The sequence below is a fragment of the Rhodoferax ferrireducens T118 genome (assembly GCF_000013605.1).
Classification (GTDB): domain Bacteria; phylum Pseudomonadota; class Gammaproteobacteria; order Burkholderiales; family Burkholderiaceae_C; genus Rhodoferax; species Rhodoferax ferrireducens.
Genome location: NC_007908.1, coordinates 2,929,644 through 2,951,588, shown reverse-complemented (window position 1 = coordinate 2,951,588; position 21,945 = coordinate 2,929,644). Strand labels below are relative to the sequence as shown.

At 58.3% G+C, this 21,945-nt stretch carries 19 protein-coding genes and 2 tRNA genes; 3 read left to right on the top strand and 18 right to left on the bottom strand.

Annotated elements, in window-relative coordinates:
* Positions 1 to 18: 18 nt before the first annotated feature.
* The 3 genes from RFER_RS13550 to RFER_RS13540 all read left to right on the top strand — a co-directional run bounded on the left by RFER_RS13550 (position 19) and on the right by RFER_RS13540 (position 1,538).
* Positions 19 to 94 (top strand) — tRNA-Glu (locus RFER_RS13550).
* 93 nt (positions 95 to 187) lie between these two features.
* A tRNA-Asp gene (locus RFER_RS13545) sits at positions 188 to 264 on the top strand.
* Positions 265 to 1,310: 1,046 nt separating this feature from the next.
* Entirely contained in the window at positions 1,311 to 1,538 is a 228-nt protein-coding gene (locus tag RFER_RS13540; RefSeq protein ID WP_041790723.1) for a hypothetical protein, read from the top strand.
* An 80-nt stretch (positions 1,539 to 1,618) separates the two neighbouring features.
* Here RFER_RS13540 and RFER_RS13535 read toward each other — a convergent pair whose 3' ends face one another.
* The 18 genes from RFER_RS13535 to RFER_RS13450 form a co-directional block, all read right to left on the bottom strand.
* A complete protein-coding gene (locus RFER_RS13535; protein ID WP_011464962.1) occupies positions 1,619 to 1,924 on the bottom strand; it encodes a VanZ family protein in 306 nt (101 codons plus the stop codon).
* A gap of 79 nt (positions 1,925 to 2,003) precedes the next feature.
* Positions 2,004 to 3,947, bottom strand: a complete 1,944-nt coding sequence (locus tag RFER_RS13530; protein ID WP_011464961.1) for a polysaccharide biosynthesis protein — start codon at positions 3,945 to 3,947, stop codon at positions 2,004 to 2,006.
* 128 nt (positions 3,948 to 4,075) lie between these two features.
* A complete protein-coding gene (gene rfbC, locus RFER_RS13525) occupies positions 4,076 to 4,627 on the bottom strand; it encodes a dTDP-4-dehydrorhamnose 3,5-epimerase (protein ID WP_011464960.1) in 552 nt (183 codons plus the stop codon).
* 7 nt (positions 4,628 to 4,634) lie between these two features.
* Positions 4,635 to 5,513, bottom strand: coding sequence for a glucose-1-phosphate thymidylyltransferase RfbA (rfbA, locus tag RFER_RS13520; RefSeq protein WP_011464959.1), 879 nt, complete (start codon positions 5,511 to 5,513; stop codon positions 4,635 to 4,637).
* A gap of 141 nt (positions 5,514 to 5,654) precedes the next feature.
* Positions 5,655 to 8,204: a polysaccharide biosynthesis/export family protein gene (locus tag RFER_RS13515; RefSeq protein WP_011464958.1), complete on the bottom strand. Its 2,550-nt coding sequence runs from the start codon at positions 8,202 to 8,204 to the stop codon at positions 5,655 to 5,657.
* A 260-nt stretch (positions 8,205 to 8,464) separates the two neighbouring features.
* Positions 8,465 to 9,193 carry a polyprenyl diphosphate synthase gene (gene uppS / locus RFER_RS13510; RefSeq protein ID WP_011464957.1) on the bottom strand — a complete coding sequence of 243 codons (729 nt, stop codon included), beginning with the start codon at positions 9,191 to 9,193 and terminating at the stop codon, positions 8,465 to 8,467.
* A 97-nt stretch (positions 9,194 to 9,290) separates the two neighbouring features.
* The gene (gene tolA / locus RFER_RS13505) at positions 9,291 to 10,244 is read right to left on the bottom strand and encodes a cell envelope integrity protein TolA (RefSeq protein WP_011464956.1); all 954 of its coding nucleotides are present in this window, start codon (positions 10,242 to 10,244) and stop codon (positions 9,291 to 9,293) included.
* Positions 10,245 to 10,253: 9 nt separating this feature from the next.
* Positions 10,254 to 10,673 carry an ExbD/TolR family protein gene (locus tag RFER_RS13500; protein WP_011463463.1) on the bottom strand — a complete coding sequence of 140 codons (420 nt, stop codon included), beginning with the start codon at positions 10,671 to 10,673 and terminating at the stop codon, positions 10,254 to 10,256.
* A gap of 13 nt (positions 10,674 to 10,686) precedes the next feature.
* On the bottom strand, positions 10,687 to 11,379 hold the full coding sequence (gene tolQ / locus RFER_RS13495; RefSeq protein WP_011463462.1) for a protein TolQ: 693 nt from the start codon (positions 11,377 to 11,379) through the stop codon (positions 10,687 to 10,689).
* Positions 11,376 to 12,569 carry a pyridoxal phosphate-dependent aminotransferase gene (locus RFER_RS13490; protein ID WP_011464955.1) on the bottom strand — a complete coding sequence of 398 codons (1,194 nt, stop codon included), beginning with the start codon at positions 12,567 to 12,569 and terminating at the stop codon, positions 11,376 to 11,378. Before RFER_RS13490 ends, tolQ begins: the two co-directional genes overlap by 4 nt.
* On the bottom strand, positions 12,566 to 13,099 hold the full coding sequence (gene nusB / locus RFER_RS13485; protein WP_011464954.1) for a transcription antitermination factor NusB: 534 nt from the start codon (positions 13,097 to 13,099) through the stop codon (positions 12,566 to 12,568). Before nusB ends, RFER_RS13490 begins: the two co-directional genes overlap by 4 nt.
* Entirely contained in the window at positions 13,099 to 13,572 is a 474-nt protein-coding gene (gene ribH / locus RFER_RS13480; protein ID WP_011464953.1) for a 6,7-dimethyl-8-ribityllumazine synthase, read from the bottom strand. Before ribH ends, nusB begins: the two co-directional genes overlap by 1 nt.
* Positions 13,565 to 14,689 carry a bifunctional 3,4-dihydroxy-2-butanone-4-phosphate synthase/GTP cyclohydrolase II gene (ribBA, locus tag RFER_RS13475; RefSeq protein ID WP_041792291.1) on the bottom strand — a complete coding sequence of 375 codons (1,125 nt, stop codon included), beginning with the start codon at positions 14,687 to 14,689 and terminating at the stop codon, positions 13,565 to 13,567. The genes ribH and ribBA overlap by 8 nt, the downstream gene beginning before the upstream one ends.
* A 56-nt stretch (positions 14,690 to 14,745) precedes the next feature.
* On the bottom strand, positions 14,746 to 15,390 hold the full coding sequence (locus tag RFER_RS13470; protein WP_011464951.1) for a riboflavin synthase: 645 nt from the start codon (positions 15,388 to 15,390) through the stop codon (positions 14,746 to 14,748).
* A gap of 222 nt (positions 15,391 to 15,612) precedes the next feature.
* On the bottom strand, positions 15,613 to 16,722 hold the full coding sequence (gene ribD, locus RFER_RS13465) for a bifunctional diaminohydroxyphosphoribosylaminopyrimidine deaminase/5-amino-6-(5-phosphoribosylamino)uracil reductase RibD (RefSeq protein ID WP_041792288.1): 1,110 nt from the start codon (positions 16,720 to 16,722) through the stop codon (positions 15,613 to 15,615).
* A gap of 60 nt (positions 16,723 to 16,782) precedes the next feature.
* Positions 16,783 to 17,349, bottom strand: a complete 567-nt coding sequence (locus tag RFER_RS13460) for a GspH/FimT family pseudopilin (protein ID WP_244095724.1) — start codon at positions 17,347 to 17,349, stop codon at positions 16,783 to 16,785.
* A 13-nt stretch (positions 17,350 to 17,362) separates the two neighbouring features.
* Entirely contained in the window at positions 17,363 to 17,845 is a 483-nt protein-coding gene (locus RFER_RS13455; protein WP_011464948.1) for a type IV pilin protein, read from the bottom strand.
* A gap of 14 nt (positions 17,846 to 17,859) precedes the next feature.
* On the bottom strand, positions 17,860 to 21,945 hold the full coding sequence (locus RFER_RS13450) for a pilus assembly protein (RefSeq protein ID WP_011464947.1): 4,086 nt from the start codon (positions 21,943 to 21,945) through the stop codon (positions 17,860 to 17,862).

The following is a 21,945-nucleotide window of genomic DNA, read 5'->3' as shown; positions in this document are numbered from 1 at the left end:
CGGAAGTCCAAAGGTTATGACCCCATCGTCTAGAGGCCTAGGACACTACCCTTTCACGGTAGGTACCGGGGTTCGAATCCCCGTGGGGTCGCCAAATTCATCATGAGATGAACGAAGCACAAGTTGGTAACAGTCAGTTCGCAAGAGCAGACGACTTGACTCGAAAGAGTGAATGTTGCCATTACCAGGAGTGGTAGTTCAGTTGGTTAGAATACCGGCCTGTCACGCCGGGGGTCGCGGGTTCGAGTCCCGTCCGCTCCGCCAGTACATAAGGGTTTGCCGCTATGAAAGTAGTGGCAAGCCCTTTTTTTTTATTCCAGTCTTTGGAATTGAAACTGGACCCGCTTCCCTTCGGCGTCACTGCCACTGATGCTCGGCATTGGCCGGGTTGCGGCGCATTGTCGCAAGGAGCTAGGTGTGAATGGTTCGCAGTGGAACACTGAGCCAGGGTCATCGTTCCAAGCCTTGAGAAACGTCAACAACGTACAAATTGGCACATTGAAAATGCAAATTTGTTTGTAAGAATGGACGTCGATCCGACATCGTGTGGACCAGCTTGAAACATCAAAAGTCTGTTCGGCCTGTCACGCTACGGTTGAACGAAAAAAATGTCATAAGAATCGCTATGGGGAGTACATTTGCCGCAAATGCCTGGCTGGTGGGACAAGGTTTACACGACGGGGGCAGCTGAAGCATTTTGTGAGGCGGGCGCTACCTGTTTTATGGTTGACCATCGCCATAGTTTGCATAGCTATTCTGGCGAGGTGGCCGCATCTCCTGGCTCTTGAGTCGTATCATTTTTCAAGTGGCGCGCGCGACAATCCCAACGTCACTGATGCCTCCGAGGACCCTGTCATTCAGCCCTCCAACTAAAAATGGGTCCACACAAACGGCTTCGCCGGTATGAATGTGTTATCGCGCATCCACGACGTTGCCGCTGCAAATGTCTCCCCTGAAGCCGCTGGCACTGCATCCAAATACGCAGTCTGACTCTTGAGAAGTAGTGTTGGGCTTCCAGACATCCGCTTATTCCCTTGCTCTTTAATGCAACAAGGGCTCGTGTCCATTGTGCTGGGCGTTGAGATGTGTCAACAAAGTGAAGCTTGGAAATTGGAGAATATCTTTTTCATTAAAAGGTGTGGAAACCCGCCCACTGTTCGGACCATCCCGATATGTCGAGAATATGTTCAGCCTGTGGCACCGTCGTTGCGCGCGAAGAATGTCACAAGAATCGATACGGTGAGTACATCTGCCGGGAATGCCAGTCCGCTGGAATTAAGTTCGTGCGGCAGAGGCAACCGGGTAACCCGATGAGGTTGGTAATTCAGGTATTTCTATTTGGCTTTGCTGTTGCAAGCCTGCTCTTTCTCGTGACGTGGCAGTTCTTCCTGGACTCAGGTTCTGTTCCTGCTATCGGTGGCGCATACGATGCAATTATCGACACCAGCGGCGGCACTTCGCTTAACCCACCAGTCAACGCTCAGCGCGTCGAGGATCCCGGTCAAGCTGTTCCCGAAGCCAACAGCCAAATACCGTAACCGATGTCTGCACATCCTCATGACGAGGGCGCATGATTTCTACCTGCTACGTGGCTTACTTCAAGCCTATTGGAGTTGTCTCATCTCTTGTCGCTTGTCACCATCCCCCAGCCCCGTACCAAACCCCAGCCCAGTAACAAGCCCAAACTATCAGCAAGCCAATCGGCCCATTCGGCCATGCGGTCGGGGGTGAGCGACTGCAGCAGCTCGATCAGCCCGCCAAAGGCCAGCAAGCCAGTCAACACCGCCATGGTGCGCGTCGGATAGGCCCGCAGCCCGAGCACGGCCAGTACCGTAAATGCCAGTAAATGGTTGCTTTTGTCCCAGCCGGTGCTTGGCATATGCGGCACGGCGGGCATCAGCGCCAGCACGGTCACGGCTGACATGCAGGTCCAAAAGCCCAGCGCCAGGTGACCAAGCTCATGCGCTGGCCCCCCCCCCCCCAACACCTGCTGGGTTGCCACGCTATGCCGCCCGTAAAAGACACGCCGTCTGCGCTAAATGCACCCAGTCCACCACCTCGCCATCGGGCTGGTAGCCAGGCACCAGCTGTTTTAGCAAGCTGCGTATCAGCGGCACATCATTGGCATTCAGCGCCGAAGTCAAACCATCGAGGCAGGTGCTTAGTTCGGGCCACGGCACAAACTGCTCATGCGCCTTCATGATGCGCGGATGCTGGGTGGGCAGGGGGTTGTCGCCAATCAACAGCTCTTCATAGAGCTTTTCACCCGGGCGCAAGCCGGTGATCTTGACCTCGATGTCGCCCTCCGGGTTGGCCACATCACGCACCGTCAGGCCCGACAGTTCCACCATGCTGCGGGCCAGGTCGATAATGCGCACAGGCTCGCCCATGTCCAGCACAAATACATCGCCTCCTTTGGCCATGGCGCCGGCCTGAATGACCAGTTGCGCCGCCTCAGGAATGCTCATGAAATAGCGGGTGATGTCAGCGTGCGTCAGGGTAATCGGCCCGCCGTCCTTGATTTGCTTGCGAAACCGGGGCACCACTGAGCCCGACGACCCCAGCACGTTGCCAAACCGGACCATGCTGAAGCAGGTGCCGCCCGGCTTGGTCTGGCTGGCCAGGGCTTGCAGCACCATTTCGGCCAGGCGTTTGCTGGCACCCATGATGTTGGTCGGGCGCACCGCCTTGTCGGTGCTGATAAGCACAAAATTGCTCACTCTGTGCGTGGCCGCTGCCCGGGCGGTCGTCCAGGTGCCCAGCACGTTGTTTTTAACGCCCTCGGCCGGGTTGTGCTCCACCATGGGCACATGTTTGTATGCCGCTGCGTGGTACACGGTGTGCGGTTGCCAGGTGCGCATGATCTCGGCCATCCGGTCCGCATCACGCACCGAGGCCAGCAGCGGCAGCACCTGCACATGGGGCATATTCTCTTCAGGCAGTATTTCCAGGAGCTTCTGGTGCACGGTATACAAGGCCCACTCGCTCAGCTCCACCAACAATAGTTTGGATGGTGCCAGCCTGATGATCTGATGGCACAACTCGCTGCCAATCGATCCGCCCGCACCCGTGACCATGACCACCTTGCCAGCAATGTTTTTGCCAAACAGCGACGCATCGGGTGGTACGGAATCGCGGCCCAACAGATCTTCAATGTCAATCTCGCGCAGGTCGCTGACCAGTACATGGCCCTGGGCCAGGTCCATCAAACCTGGCAAGGTGCGCACTGCCACACGGGCCTGACGCGTCAATTGCAAAATATCCTTGCGCCGCTGTCGGCTGGCAGATGGCATGGCCAGCAACACGTCGCTCACTTGCAGGCGCGTCACCAACTGGGGCAACTGTGCCGGGTTGTAAATGCGCAGGCCATTGAGCTCACGACCATGCAAATGCGGATCGTCATCCAGAAAGCCCACGGCGTGCATCTCCAGACTGCTCGCCATAGCACCCACCAGTTGCCGCCCGGCCGAGCCTGCCCCATAAATCAATACCTTGGGTAAAGTGCCACGATTGAGACGGCTCACATACTCGCCACTAAGCCAGAAGCGGGCTAGCGTCCGCCAAGCCCCTACCGCCAGCAGCAAAAAGATGGGTTGTATCAGTCCCACCGTGCGCGGTACTTCAGGCAGGGCCAGAACAGCCAGTAACCCAGCATACAACACACCGTAAACCAAAACCGCCTTGGTGACCGCCAGCAAGGCGGTTAACCCGGCATAGCGGAAAATCGCCCGGTACAGGCCAAACATCATGAACACTGGCAACGCCAGCGCCAGCGACAAACCAATCGCCAGCCACTGGTTGCCGTGGATGGCGACCCAGTTCTCGACCCGCAGGCTCAAGGCCAGCCACACGGTTAGCGCACACAGCAACGCGTCCACCCCCAGCGCCAACAAGCGCTTGGCTGGACGGGGCAAGGCCAAAATAGGCTCGGCAAAACGGTTAATCATGACAGCTCCCAGACGGGCAGCCCAGTCTTATGTATCTTTAAGGGGCCAATTATCGCTGAGCCGCAGTCTCATAAACTACGCAACCGAACGGCATCAAGCGTTGGCACCAACAGTCAGCAACCTGTGCTTCAGCCAAAAACTTCTGCCTCAGCCAGCGTCTTTGCCGCCGAATCCTTGGCCGCCAATTGGGGTTCGCCTGTCAGAGGCCAGCGCACGCCCACGGTCGGGTCATTCCAGAGCAGGCTTCTTTCATGCTCGGGGTACCAGTAGTCGGTGGTTTTGTACAAAAATTCGGCCGTGTCACTGGTCACCACAAAGCCGTGGGCAAAGCCAGGGGGAACCCACAACTGACGTTTATTGTCGGCAGATAGCAGCACGCCGTCCCATTTGCCAAAGTTTGGCGAGTCGCGGCGCAAGTCCACCACCACGTCGAACACTTCACCTTGCGTCACACGCACCAGCTTGCCCTGGGGATGTTGAATCTGGTAATGCAGACCCCGCAACACACCCTTGACGGAGCGGCTGTGGTTGTCTTGCACAAACTCTACATCCAGCCCGGTCGCCTGGGCAAAGTCGCGCTGGTTGAAACTCTCAAAAAAGAAACCACGGGCGTCGCCAAATACGCGGGGCTCAAGAATCAGGACTTCGGGCAGGGCGGTGGGGGTAACGGTGTAGGGCATTGGTCAATCAGGCTTGTTTGATGAGATTGAGCAGGTATTGCCCGTAGCCATTCTTGGCCAGTGGCGTTGCAAGTTTTTGAATCTGCGCGGCGTCAATCCATTGCTGGGCAAAGGCAATCTCTTCCGGGCAGCTGACCTGCAGGCCCTGGCGCTTTTGCAGCGTGGCAATGAAGCTGGCGGCTTCCAGCAAGCTGTCGTGGGTGCCGGTGTCCAGCCAGGCATAGCCCCGTCCCATGATTTCCACACTCAACTGGCCTTGCTCAAGATAAACCCGGTTCACGTCGGTAATTTCCAGCTCGCCACGGGCGGAGGGCGCAATGTTGGCGGCAATGTCACACACCTGCTTGTCGTAAAAATACAGGCCTGTCACCGCGTAGTTGCTCTTGGGTTGCCTGGGCTTTTCTTCAATGCTGATGGCACGCTGCTGCTCATCAAACGCCACCACACCATAGCGCTCCGGGTCGTGCACATGGTAGGCAAACACAGTGGCTCCAACGGTGCGGGCACTGGCGTTGGCCAGCTGCTTGACCAAATCGTGTCCATAAAAAATGTTGTCGCCCAGCACCAGGGCGCTGGGCTGGTTGGCCACAAACTCGCGGCCAATGATGAAAGCCTGCGCCAAGCCATCGGGCGAGGGCTGCACCGCATACTGGATGTTCATGCCCCACTGGCTGCCGTCACCCAGCAGTTCGGCAAAGCGCGGCGTGTCTTGCGGGGTGGAAATGACCAGTACATCCCGAATGCCCGCCAGCATCAGCGTGCTCAGGGGGTAGTAAATCATGGGCTTGTCGTACACCGGCATGAGTTGCTTGGAGACCGCTTGCGTGACCGGGTAGAGCCGGGTGCCGGAGCCCCCGGCCAGGATGATGCCTTTGCGTTGTGCCATGTTTGCTCTATTTTGTTGGTTAGATTGCCCTGATGTCACATTATCCCCACGTGGACCGCGCCAAGGCGTAGTCCGCGGAGCCTAATTGGGCGACCTGTTATGAACCTGTTGAAATGACCGCCATAGCGGTGTGGGTCACCTCTAGTTGCGGATAGTCTTCAGGGCGGCCGCGCCCAAGCCAAACTGGTACAGGAGGGTCGTCCAGTCCTTGGCGCCTTCCATGAACTGGGTGTAGGCGGTACGGCGGTCTATCAAGCCGGGCACAAAAATGGAATCGCCGGGGTTGAGCTTCTTGTCCATCACGCCGCTGCTCCAGAACAATGAACGGCGCGAACTGCCTTCGACCGAGCCGTCGGCGCGGATCAGCAGCAGATTGTCGGTGTCGGCGTCGCGGGTGAGGCCGGCTTTGTCAATGTAGTGGCTGACGGTGTAGCCGGGTTTGTAGATGAATGAGCTCTCGGCGAACACTTCGCCAAATACGCCGACAAAGCTGGGCCGGTGCGGAACGATGATTTGGTCACCGTCTTCCAGTGCAATGGCGGGCGGCACGGGATTATCGGGGTCCAACTCCAGCGCAATGCGGCCGTTGGCCTTGAGGCTCTGCAGGCGCCTTAGCAAATTTTTCTGATTTTCAATCTGCACTTGCAGGGTAGTGGCTTTGTCCGCGCTACTGGCGTTCTGCAATGCAGAGGCTGTTTGCGCGTTGATGTCTGACTCCATACGTCGCATCGACTTGTTGATGTTTTCCTGCTGCTGGACGCGGGTGGACTCACGGGTAAAGACGGTGCCATAGACAAAGGCGTTTTGGCTGAAGCCGCCGACTCTTTGGATGAGACCAGGCAGGGTCTCGCCGGGCTGAATCTGGTAAATGCCGGGCACCTTCACCTCACCCCCAACACGCACAAACTGGCTGCGTTTTTCGGCCGGCACCGGCAGGTCATTGACACTAAAAATGGTGACCACATCGCCAGCTTGCAGCGTGAGATCGTTGACAGGGTCTCTGTCTTTGACGGCTTTGCCGAGGTTGAAGGGAATCAGTGTGGTGCGCAGTTCCTTGGCATCGAGCCGCTCAATGGCGGCGTAGTCCCAATTAATTTCGTTAAGCTGATTTTTAACATCGGTGACGATTTGCTCTGCCGAGACTTGTTTATTCGACCCGTTTTGCTCCATGTTGCCATCACGACCATAGTTGCCCCCTTCAGACGTACGGTCTGCCGGGGACTGCCTGTTCGACCCGTTTTGCATTATGTTGCCATCACGACCATAGCTAAACCCTTCAGCCGTACGTTCAGTCAGGGACAGTCTGGGCGACTGGTACTGCACCAGAATGTTTTTGCGGCTGTAGTAGTCGTCCTGAATCAGCGCACTGACCTCGGGGATCAGATCAGACACTTTCATGCCCGGGCGGTAGGCATAGCGCAGAGGTTTAGCCACGTTGCCGCGCAAAGTGACGGCGTTGGCAAACTCGGGGCTGATCTTGAACAGGGTGACAACGTCGCCGTCTCGCACCGTGGAATTGAGGCCGTCGGCGTTGAGGACGCGTTCTTCAATGACGCGGGGGGCTTTGTCCTGCGCCTGGTTGATGCGTTCAACCAGAACCTTGTGCGGAGTGGTCAAAATTTGCTGGCCACCGCCGTAAGACAAGAGCTTGGCCAGGGTCTCTTCTTTGCCCGAGAGCTCGTAGATGGCGGCGCTGTCGAGCGCTCCCAACAGGGCCACGCGTGCTCCAGCGGGGGGGATGACGATGACGTCACCGGGCAGCAGGCGCGCGTCGGCGCTGGTGTCGCCGCTGTGGATGAACTTGTAGAGATCGATGGTGGAGACTGTTTTGCCAGCGCGCGTGAGCTGGATCTGGCGCATGGACCCGGTGGCGGAGGGGCCGCCGCTCTCGAATAAGACGCTGATGAGTGTGGACAGGCTTGACACCGTGTGCACACCGGGTTGGCGCGCCTGGCCGACCACAAACACCTGAATGGAGCGCAGGCGACCCAAGGTGGCGCTGAGCTCAAAGTTGTTGTACACGCGGCCGACGTGGGTCTTGAGCAAAGCCTCCAACTGGTCGGCACGGGTGCCCGCCACGGTGAGCGGACCCACTTTGGGGATGGTGACTTGGCCGTTGCGGTCTATCGGCAGGTTAAGGTTGACGTCAATAGCGCCCCAGATTTTGATGCTGATGTCATCCCCTGGCCCCAGCACATAGTTGGCAGGAACGGGTACGTTGGTGAGGGCGGGAAAGCCGTTGCCGTCAAACAGGTTGTAACCATACAGGGGTAGCGTACGGCCTGTAGTGTCCTGGACAAATTTGGCAAACTGGTTGGTTCCCAGCGGTGGGAGCTTGGCCCGAAAGCTTTCGCTGTTGGTTTTGTCGGTGTTCAGGTCAGCTTTGTCGGTGCCTGGGCCAACCGGGTTGCCTGCGGCGTCAGTGAGACCCGCAGAGCGGGCAGCGGCCATGGCGGCAGGGGAGAGTGTGGTTGATGGGGCCGAGGACGGATAGCCTGCGGCGGCGGGTGCACCGACCGACGGGCCCGATGAGAAGCCAGTTGCGCTACCCGAAGTCCCACCAGGAGGCGCCAGAACCTGCGCCGAGCTCAGGCCAGAGAACAAACTAGCAACGATCAAGACGCAGATCGCGGTTTTGGGTGAATTAAAGGCGTTCTTGTGCGAGCTAATAGCTAATTCATGTAACGTCATTGACTGGATTCTCTGGAAGGTGTTGGCTAGTTGACTCAGCCGCTCGAAGCGGGGCAGTGTAGCCTATTGCATTATTGGCCTGCTTGGCTTTGTGTCTGGTCGATCCTGAATTCAGTCGGCCAATTGGGCTGAAATCCACCCTGCAAGGACAGACAGCCGGCCTATAAACGCTATGTTTTAAATAGCGCATTTCTCTTGTTCAACGGAGGCTGGAGGCTGATTTGATACATAAACCCGAACTGATCGTGGTTTGTGCCCGATCAGGTTTTGGTGCTACCGCCAAAGCGGCGCTCGCGTGTGCCGTACCAGGTAAGGGCGCGGTCAAGTTCGTCGGGGGTGAAGCTGGGCCACAATGCGTCGGTGAAAAAGAGCTCGGTGTAGGCCAGTTGCCACAGCATGAAGTTGCTGATGCGCGACTCGCCGCCGGTGCGAATGAGTAAATCAGGGTCGGGCGCATAGGACAGACCGAGGTGCTCGCTCAGGGCCGCTTCATCGATCCCATTGACAGACTCGCCAGGGTGCGCTGTTTGCCACGACTTGACGGCTTCGACCATGTCCCAGCGGCCGCCGTAGTTAGCGGCGATAGTGAGGGTGATGGTGTCGTTGTGGGCGGTTTTTTCTTGCGCTTGAAGGATCAGCTCTTGAATGCGCGCACTAAAGCCCGAGATGTCGCCCACGATCTTCAGGCGCACGCCTTTGGCGCTCATGTTCTTGACTTCTTTTTGCAGGTAGAGCGTCATCAAGCCCATCAGGCTGGAGACTTCGTCCTGCGGGCGACGCCAGTTTTCGGTGCTGAAGGCAAACAGGGTGAGGTAGCGCACGCCACGCTCGGCGCAGGCTTGCACAATTCTGCGCACTTGGCGGGCGCCATTGGCATGGCCCAGCGCCACGGGTAAACCGTGTTGCTTGGCCCAACGCCGATTGCCATCCATGATGACGGCAATATGTTGCGGTACGGGACTGCTGGCTGATGATGGTTCGATTGACACTAAGCAAGGCCCTGTTGCTGAGGGCGGCGCAATGGGCCGCTCCCTTGACAAGTTTTAACTGATTTTTAGGTTTTGTAAGTGTACTTGACGCTTTGTTTTAGTCTTTTGGGGTGAAGCTGATGGTTAATGGGCTGATGACGCGGCCGTCGACATCACGCGGCAGTACCTCGGTTTTATCGATGGCGCGCAGGACGGCTTCATCCCATGATTTGACGCCGCTGGATTTGGTGAGTTTGCGGCTGATGATGGTGCCGTCCGGTGAGGTACGAACTTCAACTTCCGCAGCTGGGTTGCCGCCGATGTCGTCGGCGAACACGATGTTGGGTTTGATGCGGGCGCGAATGCGTCCGGCGTAGCTGGCGGACGGGCCGCTGGATTGCAGTTGCGTGCCCCTGGCCGTGGGCCCGCCGCTGGCGCCTGCCAGGCCGGTCATGCGTTCGATATTGGCTTTGCGCTGGGCAGCCAGTTTTCTGGCGTCCTCTTGCGCTTGGATAGTTTCCTTGCGCTGGGCCTCTTGGGCTGCTTTTTTCTTGTCTTCAGCGGCTTTTTTGTCGCTTTCGCGTTTGTCTTGCAAGCGCTTTTTCTCAAGCTGCAGCTTTTCTTGCTTGAGTTCTTCCCGCTTCAGTTGGTCAAGGCGCTGCTTTTCCAGGCGCTGTTTGTCCAGTGCTTGTTGTTTTTTGAGTTCCAGTTCCTTTTTTTCCCGCAATTTCTCGCGCTCAAGGGCGATGTTGGGGTCGGGCGGGCTGGGTTGAACCTGCGGCACCGGAGAGGGTGGAGTCGGGGGTGCAGGCGTGACGACTGGTGGTTTCGGTGTGACTGGTGTGGCTGTGGGTTCTATAGGCACTTCGACCAGCTTCGGCGCCGCTGCTTGCGGCACGGCCGACCACAACTCAGCCTCGGCGGTCACGCTGATGGCGTCGCGCTTCCAGTGCACGCCCCAGGTCAGGGCGGCCAGCAAAAACGCGTGCGCCAGCACAGCCAAGGCCAGTGAGCGCAGCAGGCCCGGCGTGGGAGGTGGCGCAAACTCAAGACGATCAGTGGCCGCGTGCACGCCTCTACCTCAACTGGCCAGTTGCACGGACAAGCCCACGCGCTGCACACCGGCGCGTTGCAGGGTGTCCATGACCTTGACGACTGATTCGTATTTGATGCTTTTGTCGGCGCTGATGACCACCGCCGAATTGGTGACCCCGCTTTGCGCTTGTTTGACTGCGCTGGCAAGGTCTTTGAGCCCCAGTGGGCTGGATTTTTCTTGCACTTTCATTTGCAGTGTTTCGTCCTTGCCGATGATGATTTGAATCACCTGGTCGGGCTGACGGGCGGCTTTGCCGACGCTGGGCAGGTCGATCACGCTGGGCGTGATCAGCGGTGCGGTGACCATGAAGATGATCAGCAGCACCAGCATCACGTCGATGAAGGGCACCATGTTGATTTCGCTGATGGTGCGTCGACCGCGCCCGCGACTGATGACTGAGGCCATGCTGGTGCTCCTTTCAGTGGCCGGAGGCCGACTGGGCGCTGACGTTGCGCTGCAGGATGTTGGAGAACTCTTCAATGAAGGTTTCCAGCCGGATCGCGATGCGGTCAATGTCGTGGGCGAAGCGGTTGTAAGCCACCACGGCGGGAATGGCGGCAAACAGGCCAATGGCAGTGGCCACCAGTGCCTCGGCAATGCCCGGGGCCACCGTGGCGAGGGTCACCGTTTGCATGGATGCCAGCCCGGTGAAGGCGTGCATGATGCCCCAGACGGTGCCAAACAAGCCGAGATACGGTGAGACTGAGCCGACCGAGGCCAGGAACGAGAGGTTGGCCTCCACCACATCGAGCTCGCGCTGGTAGCTCGCGCGCATGGCGCGGCGGGCGCCGTCCATCAGGGTGCTGGCGTCGGTGATGTGACGCTCGCGCAGTTTTTGGTATTCACGCATGCCGCTGGCAAAAATGCGTTCCAACGGGCCGGAGTCGCGGGCGTTTTGGGCGGCGGCAGAGAACAGATCATTAAGGCTGGTGCCAGACCAGAACTCGCGCTCGAAGGTGTCGTTGAGCAATTTCACCCGTTTCAGGGCAAACAGCTTGCGAAAAATAGCGGCCCAGCTGGCCATGGAGACCACCACCAGCAGCAGCATCACCAGTTGCACAACGACGCTGGCATTGAGCACCAGGCGCAGGATCGACAGGTCTTGGTTCATTTCAGGGGTTCCAGATAGGCTTTTAATCGTTGGATGGCTTCATGCAGCTGCGGCATCGAACTGGCCGTAGAAAAGCGGATGAAATTGTGGGCGTCAGCCGTACCGAAGTCGCGCCCGGGCGTGACGGCGACATGGGCCTGCTGCATGAGGTCAAACGACAAGTCCCAGCTGTCTTTGAGGCCCTTGGCCCGACAGGCGGCAGAGCAATCGGCCCAGGCGTAAAAGGCGCCATCGGGCATGACCGGCACGGTGAGCCCGAGGGCGTTGAGCTCCGGTATGAAGTAATCACGTCGGGCCTTGAACTCGGCGCGGCGGCGCTCGTACTCAAGCAGACTGCTTGACTCAAAGCAGGCCAGGGCGGCGTATTGGGAGATGGTGCTGGGGCAGATGAACAGGTTTTGCGCCAGACGCTCAATCACCGGCACCAAGGGCTCCGGCACCACCAACCAGCCCAGCCGCCAGCCGGTCATGTTGAAGTATTTGCTGAAACTGTTGATGCTGATGATGTTGTCATCAAGCGCCAGCGCCGTTTGCCCATACTGCGCGTCAAAGCTCAGGCCGAGGTAGATCTCATCGACCAGCGTGATGCCGCCCTTGTTGCTCACTACCTGGTGAATGCGGCGCAGTTCATCCGGCGCAATGGAGGTGCCGGTGGGGTTGGAGGGCGAGGCCAGCAAAACGCCATGTGTTTTTGGTCCCCAGGCGGCTTGCACCTTGTCGGCGCTGAGCTGAAAGCGCTCGGCCGCCGTGGTGGGAAGCAGCACGGCGCTGCCGTCGGCGGCTGACACAAAGTGCCGGTTGCACGGGTAGCTGGGGTCGGGCATGATGATCTCGTCGCCCGATTCGATCAGGGCCAGACAGGCCAGCTGCAAGGCCGCCGAGGCGCCGGCGGTGATCACAATGCGGCTGGCTGGCACCTGGACATTGAAGCGGCTGAGATACCAGTCGCTGATGCGTTCGCGCAACGGACTCATGCCGGTGGCCTGTGTGTAGTGCGTCAAGCCGTCGCGCACGCACCGGCAAGCCGCTTCTTGCACCAAAGGTGGCGCGGTAAAGTCGGGCTCGCCAATGTTCAGAAAGATCATGGGTGAGGCGCTGCGCGCGACGTCGAAGGCCAGTGCTGACGCCGCTTTGGCGACCTCCATCACATAAAAGGGCTCGATGCGCTGCGCGCGATCAGAGATTCTCATGCGCGGGTTTTTCCCCGGTCGGCATTTACTTCGGCCGCACGCAGGCTTGGTGCCAGGCTGTTGAGCACGGCGTTGACATACTTGTGCCCGTCGGTACCGCCAAATTCTTTGGCCAGCTCAACGCATTCATTGAGCACGACGCGCCACGGCACGTCCAGACAGTGCTGGAGCTCAAAAGCCCCAATCCACATGATGCTGTGTTCAATGGGCGAAATCTCCGCAAACTTGCGGTCCAGCAACGGCAACAACAGGGCGTCCAACGCCGCTGCCTGTTCGGTGCAGCCTTGCAGCAGCGTATCGAAGTGCAGCGAGTCGGCTTTGGAAAACCCGGCCAGGTCGCGGGTGAATGCGTCGATGTCGCTCACCGTGTTTTTGCCGACCAGGCTCTGGTACAGCGCCTGCAGGGCAAATTCGCGGGCGCGCGAACGGTCCGACTTGCTGCCGGCCTTGCGTGCGCCGGTACTGGTCAAGCCGGTGCGGGGCTGGCGGGGCGGGCGGCTTCCCGTGGGTTTGGTGGGCTGCTCAGTCATTAGATGTCACTTAGTAGATTGGCCATTTCAACGGCAACGCGGGCGGCGTCGCGCCCCTTTTCTGTTTGGCGGGCGATGGCCTGCGCCAGATTTTCGGTCGTCAGGATGGCGTTGGCGATGGGTATTTGGTAATCAAGTGCAACCCGGCTCACACCGGCGCCGGACTCATTGGCGACCAACTCAAAATGATAGGTTTCGCCGCGAATGATGCAGCCGACGGCCACCAGCGCGTCGTATTCCAATTTTTCGGCCAGCGCCAACAAGGCCACCGGCACCTCCAGCGCGCCGGGAACTTGAACCAGGTCAATGTGTTTCTCAGCCACGCCCAGCGCCAGCAGCTCGGCCTTGCAGGCCTGCGCCAGGGTGTTGGTAATGGGTTCGTTGAAACGCGCTTGAACAATGCCAATGCGCAATTTTTTGCCGTTCAGGCGGCTGTCACTGGCGGCCAGTGTTCCTTGGTTCGCGTCAAGCATTTGTTTTTCCAAGATATCCAACAATCTCCAGGCCATAGCCGGTCATGCTGGGCATGCGGCGCGGGTTGCCCATGAGCTGCATTTTGTGCACGCCGCATTCGCGCAGGATCTGGGCGCCAATGCCGTAGCTGCGCAAATCCATGCGGCCGCGCTCCGGGCCGTGGCTGGCACGGGCGGTGCCGTCAAACTGGGCCATCAGTTGCTTGGCGCTTTCGCCGCAATTGAGCAGCACCACCACGCCACTGCCCTCCGAGGCGATGCGGGCCAGGGCGGCATCGAGACTCCAGGAGTGCATGGCGCGACCGACCTCCAGCGCGTCCAGCACCGACAGCGGCTCATGCACGCGGACCAACACCGTGTCGCCTGCGGCCCACTGACCTTTGACCAGCGCCAGATGGACGGCGTGGGCGGTCTTGTCTTTGAAAGCGTGAAGGGTGAAATCACCGAAAGCGGTGTTGATCGGGCGGGAACCCAATTTTTCAACCAGCGACTCGACCCGGCTGCGGTGCGCGATCAGGTCAGCGATGGTGCCAATCTTGAGGCCATGCTCGGCGGCAAACAGTTGCAGGTCGGGCAGGCGGGCCATGGTGCCGTCGTCCTTCATGATCTCGCAGATCACGGCGGCGGGGGTGCAGCCTGCCATGTCGGCCAAGTCGCAACCGGCTTCGGTGTGGCCGGCGCGCATCAAAACACCGCCTTCAACCGCTTGCAGGGGAAAGATATGGCCGGGTTGCACCAGGTCGTCGGGGTGAGAATTTTTGGCCACCGCCGCTTGCACGGTGCGGGCGCGGTCGGCAGCCGAAATGCCCGTGGTGACGCCTTCAGCGGCTTCAATCGACACGGTAAAGGCGGTGCCTTTTTTGTCGCCGTTGCGCGCGGTCATGGGCGGCAGTTGCAGGCGTTCACACAAGCCCCGGGTGAGGGTCAAGCAAATCAGGCCGCGGCCGAATCGGGCCATGAAGTTGATGGCGTCGGCGCTGACGTGGTCAGCGGCCAGCACCAGGTCGCCTTCGTTTTCGCGGTCTTCTTCATCGACCAGAATCACCATGCGGCCAGCGCGCATGTCGGCCACGATGTCTTCAACCGGGGAAATGGTTACGGGGATGGGGGCGGTCATGCGGCGGTCTTTCATGGGTGGCTAAATGTGAAGGTAGGAGCTGGGTGGCTGACGCGTTAAGGCGCAGCCAGATGGGTGTGCTGCGGGTCCGCGTTGAGCATGCGTTCAACATAACGCGCGATCAAATCAATTTCAAGGTTGACCAGGGAACCGGTTTGCAGCGTATTAAGCGCCGTATTCTGAACTGTGTGCGGTATCAGGTTAATGCTCATCTCGCAGCCGTCTTCAGTATCCTGGACGCGGTTGACGGTGAGGCTGACGCCGTTGACCGTGATCGACCCTTTGTAGGCGAGGTATTTGGCCAGCGCTTTGGGGGCCAAAACCCGCAACTGCCAACTTTCACCCACCTGGGAAAAATGAGTGACGGTCCCGATGCCATCAACATGGCCCGACACCATGTGACCACCCAGGCGGTCGTTGGCACGCAGGGCTTTCTCCAGGTTGATGGTGCCCATCGCGTTCAATCCGGCGGTCTTGTCGAGTGATTCGGCTGAAATGTCGACGCAGAACTGCTGCCCCGCAACATCCAACGCGGTCACCGTCATGCAGGCGCCATTGAGCGCGATGCTGTCGCCCAAACCGACATCGTCGAGGAAAGCGGGCGGGCACTCGATGGAGAGGCGCTTGCCGTGGCTTGAAGAGCTGCCGAGGGCGTGAACGGCGGCGATGCGCCCCACGCCGGTGATGATTCCAGTAAACATAGGCGTATTTTCGCAGGGAAAGAGTTGTATTTCTGAAAGGCGTTCTGTCATTTACGGTGGGTTTGCGGTGGCTTGCGGCTGCCGCGCTGCCTTATTCGTCGTTGCGGCCGTAGCGCGGCAATCCACGCCAAACCCAATGATTTAAGCTTTCTAGGGCTCTAGCCCCCGTCATACCTTCTTATGTAGCTATCTAATTGATAGCTAAAGGGTTCTTTCAGCGATTCAAAACGTTTCGCGGCCGGGCGGTCTGGCAAGAATACGCAGGTCATCACCGACCGGCTCGATGCTGTGAAAGCGCAGGTTCACTGCATCTTCGAGTTGCGTGATGGGGCCAAAGTTGGCCATGCCACTGCCAAGCCCAATCAGCATGGGTGCGAGGTAGACCAAATATTCATCCACCAGACCTTCCCGAATGAATGAGCCGTTGAGCTTGTGGCCGGCCTCCACATGCAACTCATTGATTTCACGCGCCGCCAAGTCACGCAGCATGGCAGCGAGGTCTACCTTGTTCCGCGTTGCGGGTTCGAGTCCGGGCGCGTAGATGACCGTGGCGCCACGCGTTTCCAACGCTGCTTTTTTTGCTTCGTTTTGGACGGCAGCGTAGAGGTAGATGACGCGGCCCGGCGTAAAAAGCGCTGCATCCAGTGGCGTCTCAAGGCGGCTGTCCACGATCACCAGATGAGGTTGGCGTGGCGTGTCGACCAGCCGCACATCCAGGCGCGGGTTGTCCGTGAGCACGGTGCCGATGCCGGTGAGTACGGCGCAGGCGCGGGCGCGCCAGGCATGACCGTCCGTACGCGCAGCCTCCGACGTAATCCACTGGCTGACGCCATTTTCCAGCGCAGATTTGCCATCCAGCGAGGCCGCCATCTTCAGGCGCACCCAGGGTGTCTTGCGGATCATGCGGCTGAAAAAGCCGATGTTGAGTTCACGCGACGCAATCGCCAGCGGGTCGTCAGCAGGCATCACTTCGACCTCCACCCCCGCTGCGCGCAGGCGTTCGAAGCCTTGGCCTGAGACCAGCGGATTAGGGTCGGCGATGGATGCCACTACTTTTTTGATGCCTGCTGCAATGAGCGCGTCGCAGCACGGGCCGGTGCGTCCGTGGTGGGAGCAGGGCTCCAGGGTGACGTAGGCGGTGGCGCCGACAACCGAATTACCCCGAGCCTTTGCGTCGCGCAGGGCCACGATTTCGGCGTGCGCACCACCAGTGCGCTGGGTGTGTCCTTGCCCAAGCGTGTTTTCGCGGCAGTCCGTCATGACGCAGCCTACCCTCGGATTGGGTGGGGCAACGAGCAATGCCGCGCAGGCCAGGTTGAGCGCGTCGCGCATGGGTTGCGGCAGGCTTGTTGTCACGTCAGGAAGGGGGAAGAGTCTGAAAAAAAGTCAGAGTTAGCATAATCCTGGCTTGCAAGACCGCACGCGGCCAGCAGGGTCAATGATGATGGAACTTGAGCGTGGCGAGATGTTGCTCATTGTCATTGTTGCACCACCAAAGGCGCCTGTTTTCAACCGTGGGTAGCCACTGCCGTTGAACATCAGATAGGGGTCTGATCCTGCCAGGCTGCTGCCAGAGGGAATTGTCACGGTGATGTCGGCACTCAATGCCTCATGGCGCAGTATCACTTCTTCCGAGGCTGCGTCATACGCTTCATTCCAGTTGGCATCGGCATACACCATCCAGCCTGAACTCCAGCCCGTTGTTGTGCTATTGGGTACCACGTAGGTGTTAAGCCCCAGCTTCATGGCATTGGCTCGTGCGGCATTGGCGGCGGCAACGAAATTGCTGACGGCATCTGACAGTTGCGCGTTGCGCTGAAACGCGACAAAACTTGGCACGGCGACCATCATCAGCAGGGTGGCAATGGCAATCGTTACCAGTAACTCAATCAAGGTAAAGCCGACCTGACGGCCGCAAAGACCGGCGCTGAGATGCTGCCTGGTTCTGAAATTAAGCATCATGGCTGCCACTTCACTTCCAGCAGCGGTCAATTTGAGTACCCGTGCAGGTTCTCCTGCCCTGGGTGTCGATCGCCATTGAAGTCACCTGTGGGTCGGAAAAAACTCCCGCTTGAGGCACAGCAAACACTTCGATGCAATCCTTTTCGCTCGGGGTGTCACTACCTATTTTTTGACACTTTCTGGCCCCGAGAAGATGACTGCTTTGGGCTGATGTGCCGTCGGACGAGGAGTACGTTTTGAACGCCGTATCCGCCGCGCCTGCCGCGAAGACGACATAGGTATTCATCTGGGTCAAGTAACGCTCCTGTTGTTGCAACAGGTTCATGAGCGCCGCCCGCGCTTCAGCCCGCTTGCCTTTGCGCACCGAGTCGGTATAGGCCGGATAAGCCAAGGCTGCCAATATGCCAATGATCGCAACGGTGATCATGAGCTCAATCAGGGTAAAGCCCGATTGGGTGCGATGTCGAACGGAAGGTTGATAAATAGAGCGCATGATGACCCCCTGGGTTAGTTATTCTTGTTTTCCCGGAAGTTGTTGATCTGGCGCCAGCTCAGTCGTCCTACCTGGTCCTTGTAGGTGAGTCCAGTGGCAGCAACCTTAAGACCCTTGGATCCCTGTGTGATGATAGCCACGTTGCGGGTTGCTGTTCGCTGACCACTGGTGTCACTCAAGGTAAGCCCCGTGCTGCCGACTTCCAAAACCAGGGGTGCGGCCAATATGCCAACCTGCGACAACTCGGACATCCCGTTACCCGTGAGTGAGTTCACAGCATAGAACCGACCCCCGCCCTCGCCGCATGAGCCCTTTGTGGGGAAAAGGGAACCAAAAAACAGCTGACCAAAATCGGCGGTTATATCGCTGATCTGGCGCTCGCCAATGCTCTTGTCAAAATCTATATACCAACCCATTCTCAATGCGGGGGCGGCTGTGGTGGGCTTTCCATAGACAAAACTTGGGATCGTGACAGTGCCAGTGGTCGAAACGCTGCCTTGCTGCAAGACCGAGCGTCCGGTAACGGCTTGCGTGTTGTCTAGCAGCGTATAAAACGAAGCGCCCACGGTCATCGGCACGGTGGTGTCCGGTGTCTCCAGGTATTTCCCGGTACCAAAGGACACCAGCTTGCTGTCGAAAAAAGCGTTGATGACAACGGGCTCGCCGGTGATGGGCTGCAGTGCCCCGTTGCTGTCTTTGGCGACGAAAAATGCAGTGCTGGTTCCGGTTTTGGCGTTGAATGCCGTCAAGTTGGTGGTAGCGTCGGTAGTCAAGCTGCCGGTGCCCCGCAGCGTGAAGTCAAGCTTCCAGACGTTGCCCTGCATATCCCCAGCATACAGACTATCAACCGCGCCAGTCTGGAAGTTCTTCACCGTGGTCAGCCCAAGTAGGCCTTTGGCGATAGTGGTGCTGCTTTGGGGAAGCTCAATGCGCCAGAAGTTGGTGCCCTCGGTCCAAGGCTTCTCGGTCGGATAATCGCTCGGCTTTCTGGACAGGTCGATGATGAAGATCGAAGGATTGCCGGTGGCATGCGCGTAACCGTCTGCCGCGTAGTTGTTAATACCACTGGCGACCACCGCATACCATTTGTAGCCGACGGGGGTAACGCCATTGTTGGTGGTACGAAGCTTGACGATCTGCGGTGTGCCCAGTACATTGCCCATGGCCACATGGTCGCGGTCCGTAAACTCCCAGAGCACATTGTCTTTGGTGAAAGTTGCTGGATTGGTCACATCCAGGGCATACAGGCCCTGGCCCCCGCCGCCAACACCAGAGACCAGAACACTGCGCCACTGACCGCCGATATAAGCCTCTGATACCGCGGGTGTTGCATCGTTGATGCTGATGTGGCTGTAGTCCTGATCGGGCAGTTGGTTGAGTTTGCCAGCAACGAATCCGGGGATGTAAGCGAATGCCTCGGCGCCAGTGCTGTCGTAAAAGGCGTGCAGCATGCCGTCATTCGCGTTGGCAAAAATAACGGGTGAGCGACTTTTGTTGGCCGCGTAGAAAGTGTTGTAGTCGGTCCCTGTGATGCTACCCGACGGCTTGCCCATGTACACCAGGCCGCTGTTGACGATATCGCCCATAACGATGTCACGCGGACGGAATGGGCCCAGTGGTGTGGAGGGTGTGATTTCCTTGCTCCGGTCGCCACGCAGGTAATTAAGCCGGTCCGGGCCCAGCGTGTCAACGACTGGGGCAGGGACGCCATAGGGGCTGATATTGAGGGCGTCCTTGTGGGCCTGGGCCAGATCAGCCCATTTGAACGGGGTAGGCAAGACCGTAGCCTGCAGTCCAATTGGTGCGCCAATGACGATGTTTCTGGCAGCGCCGTGGTCGACCAGGGTTGCAGCGGTCAAGACCTGGCCCGCCTCCCAAGTGGGGGTGTTGCCGATGACCAGACCAGTGCCTGCCGTATCCAGCGTGAGTGGGAATTTGATCAGACGCCCACTCCAGAAGTTGGCAACCGGATTAAACCGGGCCTGGAACACGGCCTCTGCCTGGCCTGCGGTAAGACGCTGAGTCGAAATGGCGCCGCCGGCAATACTGCCGGTTTCTTCCACGACGCGAGCGAATACCTCGGCCAGAGAGTCCAGAAATTTCTTGGCATCGCTGACCAGAAAGTAGTTCTTGGCTTCTCCGTCTGTGCCCTGCCAAAGCACGTTGGTGCCGCCCGTGTAAGGGTTGCCGGTGTTGCCGGTCGCGCTGTCGTCAAAGCCACCATATTTGGCGCCGAGGTACAGCTGCCGCGTCCGGCGGAAATCTACGTTGTCGCTGGCTCGGTTCTCATTCACATCAATGGAATATGTTTTGATCCGTCCTTTGGGTAAATCGGTACGAAAACTCTGGGTATTGGCCCAATAAGCCAAGCCGGCCATGTAGTAAGACCCAGTTCCAGCGCCGGTACTTACGGTGGCGGCGTTGCTCAAATCATAAGATGTGCTGGCATCGTAGAGTTTGTTGGTGGCCAGGTTGCCCGCAGTCTGGGTGAGTCCTTGGCTGTCGCTGTAGGTCACAGTCGCGGTAGAGGTCGTTTTGCTCTCGAAGCTGCCAACCACACTGGTCCAGAACGGAACATCTAGTGCGGGGTTGGTTTCTACACTTCGCACAAAGTCATCAGTCGAGGTGCCCAGCGTGTTACCCGGGAGTGAGCGGTCGCTGTGCGTGAATACATCCGCGATGGTCAGAATGCTGTTTCTCAAACAACCTTTGCCGGTGTCCGTGGTATCAGTGAAGCCTGCGAACGGGTCTGTCCAGGTTTTGTAAACCGGAAAATTTTCTTGAAGCGCTTTGGAAGACGTTGAACCGCTCACGTTTGTTATGGCTTGGGCTGTGGGCTGCTTGCCCTGCAGATAACGAATCGCCTCGTAATACAGCTCGCTGAGTGGATCGTATGTCTTGTATTCGCCGATGCTGTCAGGGTTGAGTGTGCCGAACTTGTTGACATAGTTGATGACCCCACTTTGACCAAAGCCCTGATCGCCATAGGTTGAATCACCACTCTGGGGGTTGGCGACAAACACACCTGTTGTGGCATCCCATTCGCTGCGTGCATTGGCCGCAGTCAGCAAATTGAAGTTGGTGTCATAGTTTTTGGGCCCCAGGTATTTGAGCGGCGCACGCAGCACCCCACCGTAGCGTGATCGATTGTCATCTTGAAGATAACCCAAAACAGAGACCCTCAGGTTGTCTGCATTCATCTGAAATTGTCCCACTGGCTTGTACTTGCCGTTCGGATAGCGATAGCACAGGCCCGTCCATTTTTTGGTATCCGGGTCATAAGTCATCAGGCGGTTGGTGGCACTGTTGGGGTCGCAAACCAGGTTTCTGACTTCGTAGAAGTTTCCCTTGTTGTTGGCGTTTGCCTTGATTAGATGCTCGCTTTGGGCACCGGAAACACCGAAAGGACTGTCGCAGCTTGTGCCACTGTCCTGAGCGTCGGCAAAATACACGCGATTTTTACAGTTGTAAATCCACATGCCGTTGGGAAACGACGTGGGCGAATTTTCGGTCCTGCCAGACAACTGTGCGTTCGGTACAAATTTTTCGGAGAAGTAGCTGGAGTTTTTGTAAAAGTTGTCGGGCAACCAAGCGCGGTCAACCACCGTTGTGTTGCTGTCGTCAATGGTGCGGTTACCGCCGGTCAGGCCGTAACGCATGATATCGATGGCCGACGAGGTGGCCCAGTTCATGAAGTTCCCATCGAACTGACTGCTTGGGCAGGTCGCCGAAAAAGTGCCCTTGTTGGTCTGCCAGTCGAAATAATTGCCGAGAGAACCGCTGCTCAAAACAGCGCGATAACAGGCTTTGGGGTCAAAATAGCCGACGTACTCCTTGGTCGAATCGAAGTCGTCGCGATAAGTCTGCCCTACGGTCGGAAATTCCACCGAAAGCGCCAGCGTCAAGTTGCCTTTGGTCTTGGCGCCGTTCATGTAAAGCGGCTCGGCCGGCAGCACCACCAAGGGCGGCAGGGTGATGGTTTGACTGATCACAACCCCGACCGTGATGGCCGAGAAGGCTGCCAGCAGGGCCAGCCGGACGCCCCACTTTTTTTTCGATGACTTGCTGGATGGGCTTGAAAACAAAATTCGGAAATTCAT